This is a genomic window from Arthrobacter sp. Soil763 (assembly GCF_001428365.1).
Classification (GTDB): domain Bacteria; phylum Actinomycetota; class Actinomycetes; order Actinomycetales; family Micrococcaceae; genus Arthrobacter.
In genome coordinates this window covers 66,974-85,330 of the sequence record NZ_LMSH01000002.1, presented here as the reverse complement: position 1 = coordinate 85,330, position 18,357 = coordinate 66,974, and the positions used below count along the sequence as shown (strand labels likewise).

The following is an 18,357-nucleotide window of genomic DNA, read 5'->3' as shown; positions in this document are numbered from 1 at the left end:
CCCAACTTCAGGGAGAAGACCATGACCGCAACCACGGCCCTGCCCACCGCACCCCCGACTTCCACCCGCAAGACCCTCATCGGCACCGGCATCGGCAACGCCGTCGAATGGTACGACTGGGCGATCTACGCGACCTTCACTCCGTTCATCGCCAGCCAGCTCTTCAGCAAGTCCGACCCCGCCTCGGCGGTGCTGTCCACCCTGGCGATCTTCGCCGTCGGCTTCGTGGCCCGCCCCTTCGGCGGGTTCCTGTTCGGCTGGATCGGCGACCGGATCGGCCGCAAGGCCTCCATGACACTGGCCGTGGGGCTGGCGTCGGTGGGCAGCCTGATGATCGGCATCGCCCCGACCTTCGCCGCCGTCGGCGCCTGGGCCTCGCTGATGCTGCTGGTCGCCCGGCTGGTCCAGGGCCTGGCGCACGGCGGCGAGCTGCCGTCGTCGCAGACCTACCTCTCGGAGATGGCGCCGAAGGAACACCGCGGCTTCTGGGCCACGCTCATCTACACCTCCGGCACGGTGGGCATCCTCTTCGGCACCCTGCTGGGCGCGGTGCTGAACATGACGCTGAGCGCGGAGCTGATGAACGCCTGGGGCTGGCGGATCCCGTTCCTGATCGGCGCGGCCATGGGCCTCTATGCGCTGATCATGCGGTCCCGGCTGCACGAGACGGACGTCTTCGCCGGGGAGGCGGCGGCGGAGAAGCGCGCGCCGATCTGGCCGCAGATTGTCCGGCACCGCAAGCAGGCCCTGCAGGTGATCGGCCTGACCGTCGGCCTGACGGTCATCTACTACATCTGGGGCGTCGTCGCCCCCAGCTACGCCACCACGGCACTGAAGATCGACCGCGGCGAGGCGCTGTGGGCCGGCGTCGTCGGGAACATCGTCTTCATCGCGGCGCTGCCCTTTTGGGGCAAGCTCGCGGACCGGATCGGCCGCAAGAAGGTGCTGTGGTCCGGCGCCCTCGGCGCGGGCCTGCTGCACTTCCCGATGACCGCCCTGCTGAAGGATTCGGCCTGGCAGCTGGCGGTGAGCATGTCCGTCATGCTGGTCTTCATCGCCGCGAGCGCCGCGATCGTCCCGGCGGTCTACGCCGAACTGTTCCCCACGAGCATCCGCACGGTAGGCGTCGGGGTCCCCTACTCAATCTGCGTGGCGGTCTTCGGCGGCACGGCGCCCTACCTGCAGCAGTGGTTCGGTACCAGCCTGCAGGCCCCGCAGCTGTTCAACATCTACGCCGTGGTCCTGCTGGCCGTCTCCGCCGCGTTCGTCTTCACGATCCCGGAGACGAAGGGCAAGGACCTCACCCTCTGACCCGGCCCTCCCCCTGCTCCACCCTCCCCCGGCGTTGCTCTATCACTTGTGGCTGCTATCCGGCAGGTTTGGCAGCCATAAGTGATGGAGCAACCGGCGGGCGGGGGCGGGATGCGCCAGGGGCGGGTAGGCGGGGCTGGCGGCGGGTCAGCCGCCGACGAAACGGTTCCGGCCCGCGCGGTACCCGAAGACCGCCGCCAGCGACCCGATCACCAGGAACAGCACCCCGGCCGCGGCGAAGGAGCCCGTGGCCTGGTGCAGCTGACCGACCAGCAGGGTTCCGGCCGACCCGACCCCGTACCCCACGCCCTGCATCATCCCGGAGAGGTGCGCGGCGGTGTGCCCGTCGCGGGTGCGCAGCATGATCATGGTCAGGGCCACCGCGGTCAGGCTGCCCTGGCCCAGGCCGAGCAGCCCGGTCCAGACCCAGACCCAGTCCAGCGGCCCGAAGATGCTCAGGGCGAACCCGCCCCCGGTCATCAGCGCGACGGCGGTGTTGATGGCCCGCTGGTCCCGGAACCGGGCGGCCACGGCGGGCGCGAATAGCGACCCCAGCATCTGCAGCACGATCGAGGCGGACACGATCAGTCCTGCCGTGCCGCCGTCGACGCCGCGCTCCCGCAGGATCGGCGCGAGCCAGGCAAAGACGCTGAAGGACATCATGGCCTGCAGCACCATAAAGATGGTCACCTGCCAGGCGACCGCCGAGCGCCAGACGTTGACGCCGCCGCCGGCCACCTGGTGCCGCCCGTGGCGTTGCGCCGCCGCCAGGGGCAGGAACAGCAGGAGCACGACGCCGGCGGGCAGCGCCCAGAACCACAGCGCCGCGGTCCACTGGCCGGTGGCGCTGAACAGCGGGTACGTGAACCCGGCGCCCAGGGCAGCGGACGCGCAAATTGCCGTGGTGTAGAGCCCGCCCATCAGTCCGAGCCGGTGCGGGAAGTCGCGCTTCACGAGCCCGGGCAGCAGGACGTTGCAGAGCGAGATTGCCGCCCCGCACGCCGCCGTCCCGGCCAACAGCGCGGGCAGGTGGCCGGCGCCGGGCAGCTCCAGGGGCCGCAGCAGCAGCCCGGCGGTCAGGACGGCCATGGCGCCCAGCAGCACCCGTTCGGCTCCGAACCGGCGCGCCAGCTGCGGGGCGAGTGGGGCGAAGACGCCCAGCAGGGTCACCGGTGCGGTGGTCAGGACCACCACCGCCCAGCCAGGCAGCCCGGCGGCGGTCACCTCGGTCAGGACCGCAGCGAAACTGGAAAACACAGTGCGAAGGTTCAGGCCGATCAGGACCAGGCAGACGCCCAGGTAGGCCAGCGTGCGCCGGCTGCCGAGCCGCGTCGGCTCCGCCGCCGGGACCTGGTCGATTTCCGCATCCACCAGCTGGTCCGGATGGGGAACGCCGCGCCCGGCCGGGCGGAAGCCGGCCTCGGCGCGGGCTGGCCCCGGCGCATTCGTAGGTCTGGTCACCGCCCCATTCTGGCAGGCAGACACCCGCCGCTCCGACAGGGTTCCGCCGGTCGGACGCCGCCAGGCGGCCGTTCGGACACCGTCCGGCGGCGGGCCCGCGGCGGGCCGGCGGCGGGCCCGCGGCGGACCCGCGGCAGACCGGAGGGCAGCCGCGGGCTTCCCGCCGGCGCCGGGGGACGCCCCGCGATTCCACTATTCTGGAGGGGATGAGCGAATCCCCAGAATCCCCCCAGCAGCCGCAGGAACCCCGGCCGGTTACCCCCGGCAGCCAGGCGTCCTTCGGAACCTACGGCGGCCGTCCGGTCAGCTTCGTGCGCCGCGGCACGCGTCTGCAGGGCCGCCGCCAGGCCGCGTGGGAAGAGCACGCGGACCGGTGGGCGGTCGAGGTTCCCCGGCACGTCGCCAACACCTCCGTGCACCCGGACTACGTGTTCGACGCCGAGGCGGAGTTTGGCCGGAAGGCTCCGCTGATCGTGGAGATCGGCTCGGGCCTGGGCGACGCCGTGTGCCATGCGGCCGCGGAGAATCCGGACAAGGATTTCCTGGCCGTGGAGGTCTACACCCCGGGCCTGGCCAACACCCTCATCAAGATCAACAGCCGCGGCCTGAGCAACGTCCGCGTGGTGGAGGCCAACGCCCCCGAGGTGCTGGCCACGATGTTGCCGGCGGGTTCGGTGACCGAGCTGTGGGTCTTTTTTCCGGACCCGTGGCACAAGTCCCGGCACCACAAGCGCCGGCTCATCCAGCCCGCCTTCGCCGAGCTCGCTGCCCGGGCCCTCAAACCCGGCGGCCTGTGGCGGATCGCGACCGACTGGTCGAACTACGCGGTGCATGTGCGGGAGGTGCTGGCCGGGTCCGCCGACTTCGAGAACCTGCACGAGGGCGAACGCAGCGGCGATGACAGCCCGCTCACGCAGGTCTGGCAGTCCGGGGTGGAGTCTGTGGTGGGCGGCGCCCCGGTCAAGGAGGGCCGGGCCCCGGTCAGCACGGAGCACACCGGCCCCAACGAAGGCGTCGACGAGGCGGGCGGCTGGGCACCCCGGTTCGAAGGCCGGATCCTGACCAGCTTCGAGGGCAAGGCCCACGAGGCCGGGCGGATGATCTTCGACCTCTGCTACCGGCGGCGCTGACCACACGCCCGGGCGCGAGCGCATCACACCGGCGCCGCACACCGCACGGAAGCCGCCGCCCGGACCGGCCCGTCAAAAAGGTGCTGTCCCGCAACGGATTCCCGTGGCACGATTACCGAAGAATGCATGGCTGGCGGCGGCAACACCCCAGCGGAGAAGCCAACCGACGCGAGGGACCGAAAATTAAAAAAGAGCTCAAGGACGTCGCGGAGGTCGCCGAGGACGTCACCAATTCCAAACCGCTGGAATACGCGGCCCGCGCCGGGTTTGCCGTCTCCGGGATCCTGCACTTCCTGATCGGCCTGGTCGCGATCCGGCTCGCGATGGGCGGGCAGGGGCAGGCGGACGTCAGCGGCGCCGTCGAGGAACTCGCCAAGCAGCCGGCCGGCCCGGCGCTGCTGTGGAGCGCCTTCGCCGCCTGCGTCGCGCTGGCCCTCTGGCAGACCAGCGACGCCATCTTCGACTTCAGCCACCTGCCGACGAAGAAGAAGGTCGGCAAGAAGCTCAAGGCAGCGCTGCAGGCCGTGGTCTACGCCGGCTTCGGGCTGACCATCGCCTCCGTCGCCCTCGGGGCCCACGCCGACCACCGCCGCTCCACGAGCGACCTCACGGTGAACCTGATGAAGGCTCCCGGAGGGGTGCTGCTGCTCCTCGTCATCGGCGCCGCCATCGCCGTCACGGGCGTCGTTTACGCCATCCGCGGCTTCCGGAAGTCCTTCCTCAAGTACCTGCGCCTGCCCGGCAATCCGCATGCCCGCACCGCGGTGACCACCGCCGGCGTAGTCGGCTACGCCGCCAAGGGAATCGCCCTGCTGCTGACCGGGCTGCTGATCGTGATCGCCACCATGAAGGCCAACCCGGCGGAATCGACCGGGCTCGACGGCGGCCTGAAGGCCCTGCGCGAGCAGCCGATGGGCGTCTACATGCTGGCCGCCGTCGGAGCCGGCCTGATTTGCTACGGCATCTTCCTCGCGGTCCGGGCACGGCTCGCCAGGATGTAGGGGCAGGTCCCGGCGCCGACGTGTCCGGGGCCCGCGCGGCTGGCTAAGATGGATCAGATGACCATCTGCCGAAAGTAGTGCTTGCATGCCATCGGATCCGGACGAAAGTGCGGCACTGGCGATACAGACCCCCACCATTAACGACCGCTCGCTCGCGGCCGGGCTTGCCTACGCCATGGGGAGCCGGGTCTCCGGAATTTCCTTTGACGCCGCCACCGGGCTGATGCTCGGGAAGGTCCGGGGCGGGGCTCCCGTGCCGTATTCGACGACGGCGAAGCTGGTCCGCAAGGGGGCCGGCTGGAGCTGCACGGTCGGCGTGTGCAGCTGCCCGGTGCGCAAGGACTGCAAGCACGTGGCCGCCCTGCTGTTTGCCGCCGAGGACAACCCGGCCACCCGCATGCAGCTGCTGGCGCCCGCGGAGTCCTCCCGGCTCTCGCAGCGGCCCTCGGCAGTGGAGCTGCCGGACTGGGAACAGGCCCTCGGCCCGCTGCTGGCCCGGCCCGCCGCCGAACGGCCCGGCAACGGCGTACCGCTGGCCCTGCAGTTCGAAATCGAGGAACCGGCGCCGCACTTTTCCTACACCGGCCGCCGGGACCCGCTGCGCAGCGTCCGCCAGCTGAAGGCCCGGCCGGTCATCATGGGCGCCAAGGGCAAGTGGATCCGGGGCGACGTTTCCTGGAACACCCTGAGCTACCTGAACTACCGGCGCGAATGCAACGAAGCCCACGTCGAGTGGATGCTGGAGTTCCTCGCCTCGCACACCGCCCAGGCGAACCGGCAGCACGCCGGCGCCGCGCCCTGGCTGGGGCTGAACACCTACGCCGGCAAGAACCTCTGGACGCTGCTGGCCGAGGCCCGGAAGATCGGCCTGGCCCTGGTCCACGGCCGCGGCGACGAACCCGTGACGCTGGCCGGCGAGCCGGCCGCCGTCGGGCTCAATCTGGCCCGGCTGGGCGCGGAGGAGCCCGACGGCGGCGGGCTCGCGCTCGGCCCGACCATCACCGTCGAGGGGACGGTCGTGGACCCCGCCGCGGTGGGGACCATCGGCCGGCCGGCGCACGGGATCTTCGTGGCCGGCGGCGGCGAGCTGCCGGGTGTGGGACCGGGCGACGCGGCGATTACGCTGGCGCCGCTGGAGGAAGGACTCAGCGAGGAGCTGCTGGCCTTCGTGACCGCCGGCACCACCCTGCATATTCCGGCGCGGGACGAGGGACGCTTCCTGACCGGGTTCTACCCCAAGCTCAAGCAGACCGCCCGGGTGACCGCCTCGGACGATTCCGTCGAGTTGCCGGCCCTTGCCGTCCCCACCCTGTCCCTGCTGGCCAACTACGGCGCCGACCACCGGGTCCGGCTGCACTGGGAATGGCACTACACGTCCGGCACCCACGTCACGGCCCAGCCGCTGTGGCGGCACCCCGGGGACCACGGCTACCGCGATGATGCCGCCGAGGCGCGCATCCTTGAGACCGTGGGCCAGCCGTGGGAGGCCGTGGCGAAGCTTGGCGAGTCGGCGGCAGGCGGCTGGGGCACCCCGCGGCTGGCGGCGTCCGCCGAGCTCAGCGGCCTGGACACGCTGGCGTTTACCGAGGAGGTCCTGCCCCGGCTGCGCGAGCTGCCGGAGGTGTCCGTGGACACCGCCGGTGAAATCGCCGAATACCGCGAGGCCGAGGAGGCCCCGGTGGTGTCCATCTCCACCAAGGCCACCGACCAGCGCGACTGGTTCGACCTGGGCATCCAGATCTCCCTCGAGGGCCAGCCGGTGTCCTTCGCGGCCGTCTTCTCCGCCCTGGCATCCGGCCAGACCAAGATGCTGCTGCCCAGCGGCGCGTACTTCTCCCTGGACCTGCCCGAACTGCACCAGCTCCGCGCGCTCATTGAGGAAGCCCGCGCGCTCCAGGACAACAAGGACGCGCCGCTGCAGATCAGCCGTTTCCAGGCCGGGCTCTGGGACGAACTCGCGCACCTGGGCATCGTTGACGAACAGGCGGCGGCCTGGCGCGAGGCGGTCGGCGGCCTGCTGGCGGGCGGCGTGGACGGCCTGCCCCTGCCGGCGTCCCTGAACGCCGAGCTCCGCCCCTACCAGCTCGAGGGCTTCAACTGGCTGAGCTTCCTCTACCGGCACGGACTGGGCGGGGTGCTGGCCGACGACATGGGCCTGGGCAAGACCGTGCAGGCGCTGGCGCTGATCTGCGCCGCGAAGGAGGCCGCAGCGGCCACGACGGCGAGGGCTGCACCGGCGGCGGGCACGGAGGCGGCGGCGGCCCCGGCGACGGCGGAGGCGCCGGCACCGTTCCTGGTCGTGGCTCCGACCAGCGTGGTGGGCAACTGGCAGGCAGAGACCGCTCGGTTCGCACCGGGCCTCACCGTCCGGGCCATCGGCGAAACCTTCGCCAAGAGCGGGTCGGTGCCGGCCGAGGCGCTGGCCGGGGCCGACGTCGTCATCACCTCCTACGCGCTGTTCCGGATCGACTACGAGGCCTATGCCGGCCGGCGCTGGGCCGGGCTGGTGCTGGACGAGGCGCAGTTCGTGAAGAACCACCAGTCCAAGGCGTACCAGTGCGCCCGGAAGCTCCCGGCGGACTTCAAACTGGCGATCACCGGCACGCCGCTGGAGAACAACCTCATGGAGTTCTGGGCGCTGACCTCCATCGTCGCGCCCGGGCTGTTCTCCAGCCCCAAGCGCTTCGCCGAGTATTACCAGAAACCGGTGGAAAAGAACGGCGACCGGGCGCAGCTGGAGAAGCTTCGGCGCCGGGTCCGGCCGCTGATGATGCGGCGCACCAAGGAACAGGTCATCCACGACCTGCCGCCCAAGCAGGAGCAGGTCCTCGAGGTGGTGCTCAACCCGCGGCACCAGAAGGTCTACCAGACCCACCTGCAGCGGGAGCGGCAGAAGATCCTGGGCCTGATCGAGGATGTCAACAAGAACCGCTTCACGATCTTCCAGTCCCTGACCCTGCTGCGGCAGCTGAGCCTGGACCCGTCCCTGATCGACCCTTCCCTCGCCAGCGTGCGCTCGAGCAAGCTCGACGTCCTGTTTGAGCAGCTCGAGGACCTTGTGGCCGAGGGGCACCGGGCGCTGATCTTCAGCCAGTTCACCGGGTTCCTCGGCAAGGCCCGGGAACGGCTGGTAGAGGCCGGCATCGAGTTCTGCTACCTCGACGGCGGCACCCGCAACCGCACCGACGTCGTCAACGAGTTCAAAAACGGCACCGCCCCGGTGTTCCTGATCAGCCTGAAAGCCGGCGGCTTCGGCCTGAACCTGACCGAGGCGGACTACGTCTTCCTGCTGGACCCGTGGTGGAACCCCGCGTCCGAGGCGCAGGCCGTGGACCGGACGCACCGGATTGGGCAGGCCCGCAACGTCATGGTCTACCGCCTGGTGGCCAAGGACACGATCGAGGAAAAGGTCATGGCGCTCAAGGCCAAGAAGTCCCAGCTGTTCGCCGACGTGATGGAAGGCGACGCGCTTTCCGGCGGGGCGCTGACCGCGGAGGACCTGGCCGGACTCTTTAACGACTGACGGGGACGGCGCCGGGCACCGGGGACTGGGCGCGGGGTGCCGTTCAGCCCTACCCGTCCAGCCGTGCCGGGTGTCCAATAGTCCGTAACGGTGGGAGCGCGGGCGAAGGAGCTGGCCATGGCTGCGCGGATCGGGTTCAGGGGCGGTTCGGTCCGCCCGCGGCGGCGGATTCCCGCGGTGCTGGGCTCGTTCCTGGCAGCGCTGGCCCTCGTGGCCGGGCTGTTGCCCGCGGTAGCCCCGCCGGCGCAGGCGGCCACCCTCTACGGCCATGACATTTCGTGGCCGCAGTGTCCGACGGCGGTCGGCGGGGTGGGGCTTCCGCTGCCGCCGACCACCACGCAGTTTGTCGTGGTCGGGCTGACCCGGGGGCTTCCCTTCACCGAGAACCCCTGCCTGGCCAGCCAAGTGGCCTGGTTCAACAGCAACAACAAGCGGGCCCATGCCTACACCATGGCCGCTTTTCCCACCGCGGCGCAGCTGACCACCTACCGCGCGCAGGGCCCCTGGGCCGCAACGACCCGGGCCGGTCAGCTCTCAAACGTCGGTTACGCCGAGGCCCGCTACGCCGTCGCCAGCCTGCAGCGCGCCGGGTTCCGGCCCCCGGTCGTCTGGATCGACGTGGAACCGCGGCCTGCCCAGCCCTGGCCGACCGCCACCGCCGCGCAGCAGCGGGAGAACCGGCTCGTCGTCGAGGGCCTCATGCGGGGCCTGCGGGACGCCGGCTTCTCCTACGGCCTGTACTCCTACGCCTCCGGGTGGCAATCCATTACCGGCTCCTGGCGGCTGCCGGGCGTCCCGGTCTGGGCCACCGCAGGCCGGCTGGACTACCCGGCCGAGGCGCTCGACCGCTGCCGGCAGGCAAGTTTTTCCGGCGGACGCGTCTACCTCTCCCAGTGGTACGACGACTTCCGCGACTATGACCTGAGCTGTGATCCGTACGCCTTCACGCCGTTGCCGAAGCCGGCCTCCACGCTCTCGGGGGCCACGGCGGACTTCAACGGCGACTGGAACAATGACGTCCTGGCCCGGGTCGCGGCCACGGGCGACCTCCGGCTGTACGCCGGGACCGGCCGGGGCGGACTGTCCCCGGGACTCAAGGTCGGGACCGGCTGGGCCGTCTTCAACGCCCTCGAAACCCCGGGAGACTTCAACGGTGACGGCGCACTGGATGTGCTCGCCCGGGAGTCCGCCAACGGGCGGCTGTGGCTGTACCGCGGCAATGGCACCGGCGGCTGGCTGCCCCGCGTGCTGGTCGGCAGCGGCTGGCAGGGCATGAGTGCGATCGTCGGTCCGGGCGACTTCAACGGTGACCAGCGGGGCGACGTACTCGCCCGGGAGGCGGCGACCGGCTTTCTGTGGCTTTACCCCGGCAACGGCTCCGGCGGCTGGCTGCCCCGGGTGCGGGTGGGCATCGGCTGGAACGGCTTCAACGCCCTCGTCGGGCCGGGGGATTTTGACGGCGACGGCGCTCCCGACGTGCTGGCGCGGGAGACGGCAACCGGACAGTTGTGGCTCTACCGGGGCACGGGCGCCGGCGGCTGGCTGCCCCGAGTGCTGATTGGCAGCGGCTGGAATGGCATGACCGCGGTGATGAGCCCCGGGGACCTGAACGGGGACCGGACGCCCGACGTCCTGGCCCGCGACAGGGCGGGGGTCCTCTGGCTGTACCCGGGCAAGGGAACCGGCGCGTGGTTGCCGCGGGTCCGTGCCGGGATCGGTTGGAACATCATGAACGCCATCTTCTAGGCGGCACTGCCCGGGCGGATTCAGCTCCGGGCCCGGAGGTTCCGGGGACGGCTCAGGCGGCCGCCGGAGCAACAAGCGGCCCCGCGGCGGCCAGCTTGCGCCGTGCCCAGCGCCGGAGCGCCGTTCCTTTGCCCGTCCACCAGCTGTCCTCGTCAGGGCAGTGGTGCCAGCGGAAGATCACGGACACCAGCACGAAGACGCCGCCGGCAACCTGCTCCCACGCCCCGGATGCCGCATGCACCAGCACGACGACCGCCATGATGCCGATCGAGGGCAGCGCCAGAGTCCGGAACGCCGTGTTCGCCAGATACCGCCCCCGCGAGCGGGGTACGGAGACTGCACGGACCAGATCCGCGCAGACACAGGCGACAACCAGGCTCTGGCCCAGGCTGAGCAAGACGAGGCCCGGAAGGGAATGGCCGAAGACGGCGACCGCCTGCAATCCGGAGTTCATGGCCGGTCCGCGATCGTTGCGGACGCCGGCGCCCCTGCGCGTCGAATCAGTGGTGTGAACATGCGCTGCCCCCCGACAGTTGTCCCTGGCCGCCCTCTGGCTGCCAGCACCATTCAACCGGTGGGCGCGCGTGGAAGTCACTGCCTGCGGGTACCCGACTCCGCGCGAACCGGTACCTGACTTTTACGGCGAGTACTCAGGTTTGTGCCGGGCACTACTTGGCTGCGGGCCCGGCGCGGCTATTTGGTCTCGCGGGGACGCCAGACCACCAGGGCCTGCGAGCGTGCCCGGGGGCGCTGGCCGCGGGCCAGCGTCACGACGTCGCCCGCGGCGCCCGCGGCGAAGATACGCGAGTCCAGCGGCTGACGGCGGCGGCCCAGTTCCTCGGTCAACTCGGTCACCCGGCGCTGCAGGGCAGCGACCTGGTTCTCCAGCTGCAGGATCCGTTTGATGCCTTCAAGCGAGACGCCCTCCTGGGAGAGGCGCTGGACCTCGCGGAGCATGGTCACATCGCGCTGCGAGTACCGCCGGGATTTTCCGGGCGCCCTGCTGGGAGAGACGATGCCGAGGCGGTCGTACTGGCGCAGCGTCTGCGGGTGCATGTCGGCCAGTTCCGCGGCCACGGAGATGACGAAGATCGGCTGGTCGAACTCGATGTCCACGGCTGGATCCTTAGAGCCGGGCCTTGGCTGCCAGGCCCGCGCGGACGTCCTCGGCGGCGGTGGCCGCGGCGAACGCCTTGACGGCCTCCTCGGCCTCCTTGGTCAGCTTCTTGGGAACGGCGACGTCGATGGTGACCAGCAGGTCGCCGGTGGCCTTGCTGTGCTTGACCCCGCGGCCCTTGACACGCAGCGTCCGTCCGGTCGGGGTGCCCGCGGGAACCCTGACCCTGACCTTGTCCCCGTCGATCGTCGGGACCTCGATGTCGGCGCCCAGGGCGGCCTCCGGGAAGGTGACCGGGACGTGGATCCGAAGGTTGTCGCCGTCGCGGGTGTAGAAGTCGTGGGGCTTGACCGAGACGGTCACCATGAGGTCGCCGTTGCCGGCCGAGCCGTACTGGCCCTTGCCGCGGACGCGGACCTTCTGGCCATCCTTGATGCCGGCCGGGATCCGCACGTCGATGACCTCGCCGTCGGGTTCGCGCAGGCCGATGGTGGTGCCGCGGATGGAGCCGGCGAAGGAGATGCTGGTCGACGCGGTGCGGTCGGCGCCCTTCTGCGGGCCGCGCTGGAAGGACTGGCCCCCGCCGAAGCCGCCGCCGCCGAACAGGTCGGCAAATTCAGGCGGGATACCGCCGGCGGTGCTGTAGCCGCCGGAGTGGCGGCCGCCGCCGCCGGTGAACAGGCCGCCGAAGAGGTCCTCGAAGCCCGCGCCGCCGCCGGCACCGCCGGCCCCGCCGGGGGCGAACCTGGCCCCGCCGCCCATCGCCCGGATGGCGTCGTACTGCTGGCGCTCGTCGGGATCGGAGAGAACGGAGTAGGCCTCGGAGATGTCCTTGAACTTCTTCTCCGACGCGGTGTCACCGGCGTTGGTGTCCGGATGGTGCTGCCGCGCAAGCTTCCGGTAAGCCTTCTTAATGTCGGCGTCGGAAGCGTCCTTGGCGACACCAAGGATCTTGTAAAAGTCCTTGTCGACCCAGTCCTGGCTAGCCAATGGCGTTTCCTTTCAAAAAACAAAGCGTAAGGCGAGATTACCGCGGAGCGCCGAAGCGGATGAGGGGCCCGGGAGTGGCTTCGGGCCTGCCGGAGCGTGGAGGCAGAGTCCGCCAGGACTCTGCCTCCACGCGTAGGGGCGGGGCCCCCTCATCCGCGAAGGCGCGAAGGTGACTACGCCGGAACGGACACAATCACCTGGGCCGCGCGCAGGACCCGTTCGCCGGACTTGTAGCCCGAGCGGAGGACCTGGCTGACCGTGTCGGTTTCGACGTCGGCGCCGGGCTGCTGGATGAGGGCCTCGTGGATCGTGGGATCGAACTCCACTCCGGTCTCATCGATGCGCACCAGGCCATACGTCTTCAGCGCGTTCTCCAGCTTCGCGGCGATCGCGGCGAACGGTCCGTCGGCGAGGTCGCCGTGCTGCCGGGCGGCGTCGACGTCGTCCAGTACCGGAAGCAGGGCATTCAGGACGCCAATGACGGCCATCTCCCCTGCCACGGCACGGTCACGTTCGACGCGCTTGCGGTAGTTGACGTACTCGGCCTGCAGGCGGCGGAGGTCGTTCTTCAGTTCCTCCGCCTCCCCGGCGTTTGCACCCTGCGCCACGGATTCCGCTGCCGGAACGTCGACGCTGTTGAGGATGTCCTCGGCCTGGGACAGGGCGTCCCCGGAGTCCGGCTCCCCGGCCGCGGTCCGCTCCTGGTCGGGATGACGGGCCTGGCCGGTTTTCGGGTCAACCTTGCGGTTGTCGTGGATGACCGGCTTCTGGTTCTCGTCCCGCTGCTCGGCGTCGCGACGGTCCCCGGAAGCGCCGTGCTCTTCTTCGTTACCGTGATGCGGCATGGCTACTTCTTCTCGTCTTCGTCAACGATCTCGGCGTCGACGATGTCCTCGTCGGCTGCGCCCTGCTCGCCGGCCGGGGCACCCTGGGCACCGGCGGCGCCGTCGGGGGAACCGGGCTGGGCGTAGATGGCCTCGCCGAGCTTGGTCTGCGAAGCCTGCAGCTTCTCAAACGCGCTCTTCACGGCGGCGTCATCGGTACCTTCGAGTGCCTTCTTGAGCTCGTCGACGTCGGCCTGGACCTCGGTCTTGACCTCTTCCGGCAGCTTGTCGGCGTTGTCGGCGATCAGCTTGTCCACGGAGTAGGCGAGCTGCTCGGCAGTGTTGCGGGTGTCGGTTGCCTCGCGGCGGGCCTTGTCCTCTGCTGCGTGCTCCTCCGCGTCGCGGACCATGCGGTCGATGTCTTCCTTCGAGAGGCTGGAGCCGCCCGTAATGGTCATCGACTGTTCCTTGCCGGTGCCCTTGTCCTTCGCGGAGACGTGCACAATGCCGTTCGCGTCGATGTCGAAGGTGACCTCGACCTGCGGCACGCCGCGCGGGGCGGGAGCGATGCCGGTCAGTTCGAAGGTGCCCAGCGGCTTGTTGTCGCGGGTGAACTCGCGCTCGCCCTGGAAGACCTGGATCGCCACAGACGGCTGGTTGTCATCCGCCGTGGTGAAGGTCTCGCTGCGCTTGGTGGGGATGGCCGTGTTGCGCTCGATCAGGTGCGTCATGACACCGCCCTTGGTCTCGATGCCCAGGGACAGCGGGGTGACGTCGATCAGCAGCACGTCCTTGCGCTCGCCCTTGAGGACACCGGCCTGCAGGGCGGCGCCGACGGCGACGACCTCATCCGGGTTGACGCCCTTGTTGGGCTCCTTGCCGCCGGCGAGTTCCTTGACCAGCTCGGAGACGGCCGGCATACGGGTAGACCCGCCGACCAGCACGATGTGGTCGATGTCGGAGAGCTTGATGCCGGCTTCCTTGATGACGTCGTGGAACGGCTTCTTGGTGCGCTCGAGCAGGTCCTTGGTCAGGTCCTGGAACTTGGCGCGGGTCAGCTGTTCGTCCAAGTGGACCGGGCCGTCGGGGGTGACGGAGAGGTACTGGAGCGAGACGTTGGTGCTGGAGGAGGAGGAGAGTTCCTTCTTAGCCTGCTCCGCGGCTTCCCGCAGGCGCTGCAGGGCGATCTTGTCCTTGGACAGGTCGATGCCCTTGACCTTGAGCTGGTTCAGCAGGTAATCCACGACGCGCTGATCCCAGTCGTCGCCGCCGAGGCGGTTGTCACCGGCGGTCGCACGGACCTGGATGGTGGAGAAGTCGTCTTCATCCTTGCCGACTTCCAGCAGGGAGACGTCGAAGGTTCCGCCGCCGAGGTCGAAGACGAGGATGAGCTCGTCTTCCTTTCCCTTGTCGAGGCCGTAGGCCAGGGCCGCGGCGGTGGGCTCGTTGACGATGCGCAGGACCTTCAGGCCGGCGATCTCGCCGGCTTCCTTGGTGGCCTGGCGTTCGGCGTCGTTGAAGTAGGCGGGAACCGTGATGACGGCGTCCGTGACCTTCTCCCCGAGGTAGGACTCGGCGTCGTTCTTGAGCTTCATCAGGATGCGCGCGGAGATTTCCTGTGCCGTGTACTTCTTGTCGTCGATCGCGACGTTCCAGTCGGTGCCCATGTGGCGCTTGACCGACGCGATGGTGCGGTCGATGTTGTTGACGGCCTGGCGCTTGGCGATCTCGCCGACCAAGACCTCGCCGGACTTGGAGAAAGCAACAACCGACGGCGTGGTGCGGCCACCCTCGGCGTTGGCAATAACGGTGGGCTCGCCACCTTCGAGAACGGAGACGACGGAGTTGGTGGTTCCGAGGTCGATACCTACTGCACGTGACATGTGGTGCTTCCTTCTTTCCTTGGAAACTGACTGGCCCCGGCACTCGGCCGGTTGCCGGCTGACCGGGATGATTCCCGGAGCCCGAGCCCGTCGAGACGAGGCGCGCCCACTGATTGAGCGCTCTGCACTCAACTTTACTCAGCGCGATCGGGATGTCAATCCGAGGTTGAGTCGAATCGACTCAACTTTGCTTTGCCGGTGACCACAGGCGGGTGCCAACCTGCCTGCGGGCGCCGGAGATCCGCGCAACGGCGCGGCTGTGCGGCCCCCGCAGGCACCCCTGGGGTGATTTCGCTGTCCGAGAACGGGTCCGGCGTGTCCTTCGGCGGGGCTAGCGGACTTCGCGGCCCGCGTCGTCCCGGACGGTGCCGTCGCGCCCTGCTTCATCCTCGTCCGCGGCGGTCCGGGCAGGGCGGTGCGCCCGCCGGTCACCGGCCGCGCCCGCGGCACCGTAGTCGCCCTCGGGGTATTCGCCTTCCTCGCCGGCGAGGGCATCGGGCGCTGTGGCTCCCGCGGCGCCGTAGTCACCCTCGGGGTAATCCCCCTCTTCGATGCCTACCGTCGACCCCGTAGCCACTCCGGCCGCGCCGTAGTCCCCTTCGGCGTATTCACCCTCGGGGGCACCCGCGGGGTTTTCGCCGGCCACGCCGGCGTCGCCATAGTCGCCTTCGACGTACTGTCCGGCGTCGGCCTCAACCCCCGCCTCCTCGGCGCCGGCGGGAACCTGGTCGGAGCCATGCCGCTTCTCTGCTGCCGTTCGATCAAACTCACTGTGTTCAGACATGTTTGGATCCTTCCTGCAGGCGTGGGCGCCCGCGCGGGCGCAGGGGCAGTCTATCGACCGCCGCCGGGCGGCAACAGGGGCGCGTCCGGCCCACCCCGCTTAAGGAAGCAGCCGCCGCCACCGTCGCCTGGTGGGGGGACCAGGGACGGTGACGGCGGCTGCGGGCCGGGCGCGGGGGCCCGGCCGGGGATCCGCCTAGCGGACTCCGGCGTCGGCAGACTCCGGTTCCGGGGCGGCGGGAGCAGTGCGGCCGGCCGCGTTGGCCGAGGGCCGGCCCAGCTTGCTCGGCCACCAGATCCGCGGGCCGATGTCGTAGGCGAGCGCCGGGACCAGCAAGGACCGGACCAGGACGGTATCCAGCAGCACGCCGAAGGCGACAATGAAGGCCAGCTGGACCAGGAACATGATGGGGATGACACCCAGGGCGGCGAACGTTGCCGCCAGCACCACCCCGGCGGAGGTGATGACCCCGCCGGTGACGCCCAGCCCGCGGAGGATGCCCGGGCGGGTGCCGTGCTTGAGGGATTCCTCACGCACCCGGCTCATCAGGAAGATGTTGTAGTCCACGCCGAGGGCGACCAGGAAGACGAACCCGAAGAGCGGAACGGTGGCGTCCGCTCCCGGGAAGCCGAAGATGTTGTTGAACACGACGGCGGAGACGCCCATCGCGGCCCCGTAGGACAGCACCACGGAGGCGACCAGCAGGACCGGGGCCAGCACCGAGCGGAGCAGCAGCATCAGGATGACCAGGATGACCGCGAGCACCACCGGGATGATCGTGACAAGGTCGCGCTGGGCGGTGGTGTTGGTGTCCAGGGCGGTGGCGGTCACCCCGCCGACCAGGGCTCCGCTGTCGATCTTCTTCAGGTCATGGCGGAGGCTGACCACGACGTTTTCGGCCTCATTGGAGTCCGCGGCGTAGTTCAGGGTGGCGTTGATCAGCACCTTGCCGTCGCGTACCGACGGCGTGGCGGGCGGAGCGCCCGGGGCACCGGGGGCGCCCGGAACGATGGGCACATTGCCCTCGGCCAGCAGGTAGGCATCGCCGACGCCGTCGCTCGCCTTGACCTTCTCCAGCACCTCCTGGGCCTTCGCTTCCTCGGCGACGACCACGGCGGGGCTGCCGGAACCGGCGTCGAAGTGCCTTGCCAGGGCGTCCTGGCCGTCCACCGCGTTCGAGGCGGCGAGGATGACGTCGGTCTGCGGCACGCCGTTGGCCTTCAGCTGCAGTACGCCGGCGGAAGCCACCAGGAGCAGCAGGACGGAGGCCACCCAGACGGTGCGGGGCCGGCGGGACACCAGGGATCCGGTGGCGCGCCAAATACCCTTCTGCCCCTCGAGGCCGGTGACAAGTTCCGGCTCGCGCTCGGTCTCCGGGAGCAGCTTGGGGCGGAACGGCCAGAAGGCGGTGCGGCCCAGCAGCGCCATCATGGCCGGCAGCAGGGTCAGAGCCGCGAAGAGGCTGCAGAGGATGCCCGCCGCGGCCACCGGGCCCAGGGCCTTGTTGGAGTTCAGGTCGGAGAAGAGCAGGCACAGCAGCGCGATGATGACCGTGGCACCGGAGGCGAGGATCGGCTCCCAGGCGGCCTTCCACGCGGTCAGGGCCGCGCCGGTGCGGTTCGTGGTGTGGGTCAGGGCTTCACGGAAGCGGGCCACGTAGAGCAAGGCGTAGTCCGTGGCGGCGCCGATGACCAGGATCGAGAGGATGCCCTGGCTTTGGCCGTTGAGCTGGATCCAGCCCAGCTTCGCCATCCCGAAGACCAGCAGGATCGCGGCGCAGAGGGCGAAGACGGAGGTGAACAGCACCGTGATCGGGAGCAGCAGCGAGCGGTAGACCACCAGCAGGATCACGAAGACCGCCGCCAGCGCCACCAGCAGCAGGATGCCGTCAATGCCCGCGAAGGCGCCGGCCAGGTCGGCGGTCAGCCCGGCGGGGCCGGTGACGTAGGTGCGCATGCCGTCCGGGGCGGCGGCCGCCACCTCGTCCCGGAGTTCCTTCACCACCTCCTTGACCTCGTCGGAGGAGGCGATGGGCACCACGAACTGCACGGCCTTGGCGTCCTCGGAGGGAATGGGGCCGATCACGGTGCTCCCGGCCCGCAGCTCCTCAAGCTTGCCTTTGAGCGCGGCGGCCTCGCCGAGCTGGGTCCGGGTGAAGGCCGCATCGTTCTCGATCACGATGACCGCCGGAATCTCCTTGGAGTCACGGAACTTGGCCTGCCAGTCCTGGGCCGCGGTGGCTTCGGCACCGGCGGGCAGGAAGGAGGCCTGGTCATTGGAGGAGACCTCGCTCAGCCGGCCGAACGTGGGGCCGCCGATCCCGGCAATGGCGAGCCAGGCGACCACCAGGACGGCGGGCACCAGCCAGCGCAGCCAGAACGGGACTCGGGTGCTGTTTTGCCTGCTGCTCTTCATGGCGTCCTTCTCGGGTCGGCTTGGCGGAGTAGACTTTAGTAAATCATAGATTATCTCCATCATCGATATAAGTGCCTGGCTAGTAAGATTTGTTGCGGCAGCGCTGGAGTAAACTCCGGAGGGCGCTCGGCGCAGGCCGCGCGGCCGCAGCAGCGGGAGAGGGATGGGTGCA

13 protein-coding genes are annotated in these 18,357 nt (G+C 69.9%); 5 read left to right on the top strand and 8 right to left on the bottom strand.

Annotated features, from left to right (window positions below; translation table 11 throughout):
* Positions 1-21: 21 nt before the first annotated feature.
* Entirely contained in the window at positions 22-1,311 is a 1,290-nt protein-coding gene (locus ASG71_RS03935; RefSeq protein WP_056737387.1) for an MFS transporter, read from the top strand.
* Between the two features lie 147 nt (positions 1,312-1,458).
* Here ASG71_RS03935 and ASG71_RS03930 read toward each other — a convergent pair whose 3' ends face one another.
* On the bottom strand, positions 1,459-2,772 hold the full coding sequence (locus tag ASG71_RS03930) for an MFS transporter (protein WP_414826646.1): 1,314 nt from the start codon (positions 2,770-2,772) through the stop codon (positions 1,459-1,461).
* 206 nt (positions 2,773-2,978) lie between these two features.
* Between ASG71_RS03930 and trmB the strand changes: the two genes are divergently transcribed.
* From trmB to ASG71_RS03910, 4 genes are all read left to right on the top strand, one after another.
* Positions 2,979-3,902, top strand: a complete 924-nt coding sequence (trmB, locus tag ASG71_RS03925) for a tRNA (guanosine(46)-N7)-methyltransferase TrmB (RefSeq protein WP_056737384.1) — start codon at positions 2,979-2,981, stop codon at positions 3,900-3,902.
* A 122-nt stretch (positions 3,903-4,024) separates the two neighbouring features.
* Entirely contained in the window at positions 4,025-4,903 is an 879-nt protein-coding gene (locus ASG71_RS03920; RefSeq protein ID WP_056737382.1) for a DUF1206 domain-containing protein, read from the top strand.
* A gap of 85 nt (positions 4,904-4,988) precedes the next feature.
* Entirely contained in the window at positions 4,989-8,426 is a 3,438-nt protein-coding gene (locus ASG71_RS03915) for a DEAD/DEAH box helicase (RefSeq protein WP_056737380.1), read from the top strand.
* Positions 8,427-8,543: 117 nt separating this feature from the next.
* Positions 8,544-10,172: an FG-GAP-like repeat-containing protein gene (locus tag ASG71_RS03910; protein ID WP_082574854.1), complete on the top strand. Its 1,629-nt coding sequence runs from the start codon at positions 8,544-8,546 to the stop codon at positions 10,170-10,172.
* A 52-nt stretch (positions 10,173-10,224) separates the two neighbouring features.
* Here the strand turns inward: ASG71_RS03910 and ASG71_RS03905 are convergent, their stop codons facing one another.
* From ASG71_RS03905 to ASG71_RS03875, 7 genes are all read right to left on the bottom strand, one after another.
* A complete protein-coding gene (locus ASG71_RS03905; RefSeq protein ID WP_200947936.1) occupies positions 10,225-10,626 on the bottom strand; it encodes a hypothetical protein in 402 nt (133 codons plus the stop codon).
* A 239-nt stretch (positions 10,627-10,865) separates the two neighbouring features.
* Positions 10,866-11,288, bottom strand: a complete 423-nt coding sequence (locus ASG71_RS03900; RefSeq protein WP_056737376.1) for a heat shock protein transcriptional repressor HspR — start codon at positions 11,286-11,288, stop codon at positions 10,866-10,868.
* A 10-nt stretch (positions 11,289-11,298) separates the two neighbouring features.
* A complete protein-coding gene (locus tag ASG71_RS03895; RefSeq protein WP_056737374.1) occupies positions 11,299-12,279 on the bottom strand; it encodes a DnaJ C-terminal domain-containing protein in 981 nt (326 codons plus the stop codon).
* 173 nt (positions 12,280-12,452) lie between these two features.
* The gene (locus ASG71_RS03890) at positions 12,453-13,124 is read right to left on the bottom strand and encodes a nucleotide exchange factor GrpE (RefSeq protein WP_056737371.1); all 672 of its coding nucleotides are present in this window, start codon (positions 13,122-13,124) and stop codon (positions 12,453-12,455) included.
* A gap of 2 nt (positions 13,125-13,126) precedes the next feature.
* Entirely contained in the window at positions 13,127-14,986 is a 1,860-nt protein-coding gene (gene dnaK / locus ASG71_RS03885) for a molecular chaperone DnaK (RefSeq protein ID WP_056737369.1), read from the bottom strand.
* A gap of 331 nt (positions 14,987-15,317) precedes the next feature.
* The gene (locus ASG71_RS03880) at positions 15,318-15,770 is read right to left on the bottom strand and encodes a hypothetical protein (protein WP_056737367.1); all 453 of its coding nucleotides are present in this window, start codon (positions 15,768-15,770) and stop codon (positions 15,318-15,320) included.
* Positions 15,771-15,965: 195 nt separating this feature from the next.
* A complete protein-coding gene (locus ASG71_RS03875; protein WP_056737365.1) occupies positions 15,966-18,185 on the bottom strand; it encodes an MMPL family transporter in 2,220 nt (739 codons plus the stop codon).
* Positions 18,186-18,357 lie beyond the last annotated feature (172 nt).

Excerpts from the sequence above, each read along its gene's own strand:
- ASG71_RS03935 (WP_056737387.1), top strand. The coding sequence starts at position 22 with ATGACCGCAACCACGGCCCTGCCCACCGCACCCCCGACTTCCACCCGC.
- trmB (WP_056737384.1), top strand. The coding sequence starts at position 2,979 with ATGAGCGAATCCCCAGAATCCCCCCAGCAGCCGCAGGAACCCCGGCCG.
- ASG71_RS03920 (WP_056737382.1), top strand. The coding sequence starts at position 4,025 with ATGCATGGCTGGCGGCGGCAACACCCCAGCGGAGAAGCCAACCGACGC.
- ASG71_RS03915 (WP_056737380.1), top strand. The coding sequence starts at position 4,989 with ATGCCATCGGATCCGGACGAAAGTGCGGCACTGGCGATACAGACCCCC.
- ASG71_RS03910 (WP_082574854.1), top strand. The coding sequence starts at position 8,544 with ATGGCTGCGCGGATCGGGTTCAGGGGCGGTTCGGTCCGCCCGCGGCGG.
- ASG71_RS03905 (WP_200947936.1), bottom strand. The coding sequence starts at position 10,626 with ATGAACTCCGGATTGCAGGCGGTCGCCGTCTTCGGCCATTCCCTTCCG.
- ASG71_RS03890 (WP_056737371.1), bottom strand. The coding sequence starts at position 13,124 with ATGCCGCATCACGGTAACGAAGAAGAGCACGGCGCTTCCGGGGACCGT.
- dnaK (WP_056737369.1), bottom strand. The coding sequence starts at position 14,986 with ATGTCACGTGCAGTAGGTATCGACCTCGGAACCACCAACTCCGTCGTC.
- ASG71_RS03880 (WP_056737367.1), bottom strand. The coding sequence starts at position 15,770 with ATGTCTGAACACAGTGAGTTTGATCGAACGGCAGCAGAGAAGCGGCAT.
- ASG71_RS03875 (WP_056737365.1), bottom strand. The coding sequence starts at position 18,185 with ATGAAGAGCAGCAGGCAAAACAGCACCCGAGTCCCGTTCTGGCTGCGC.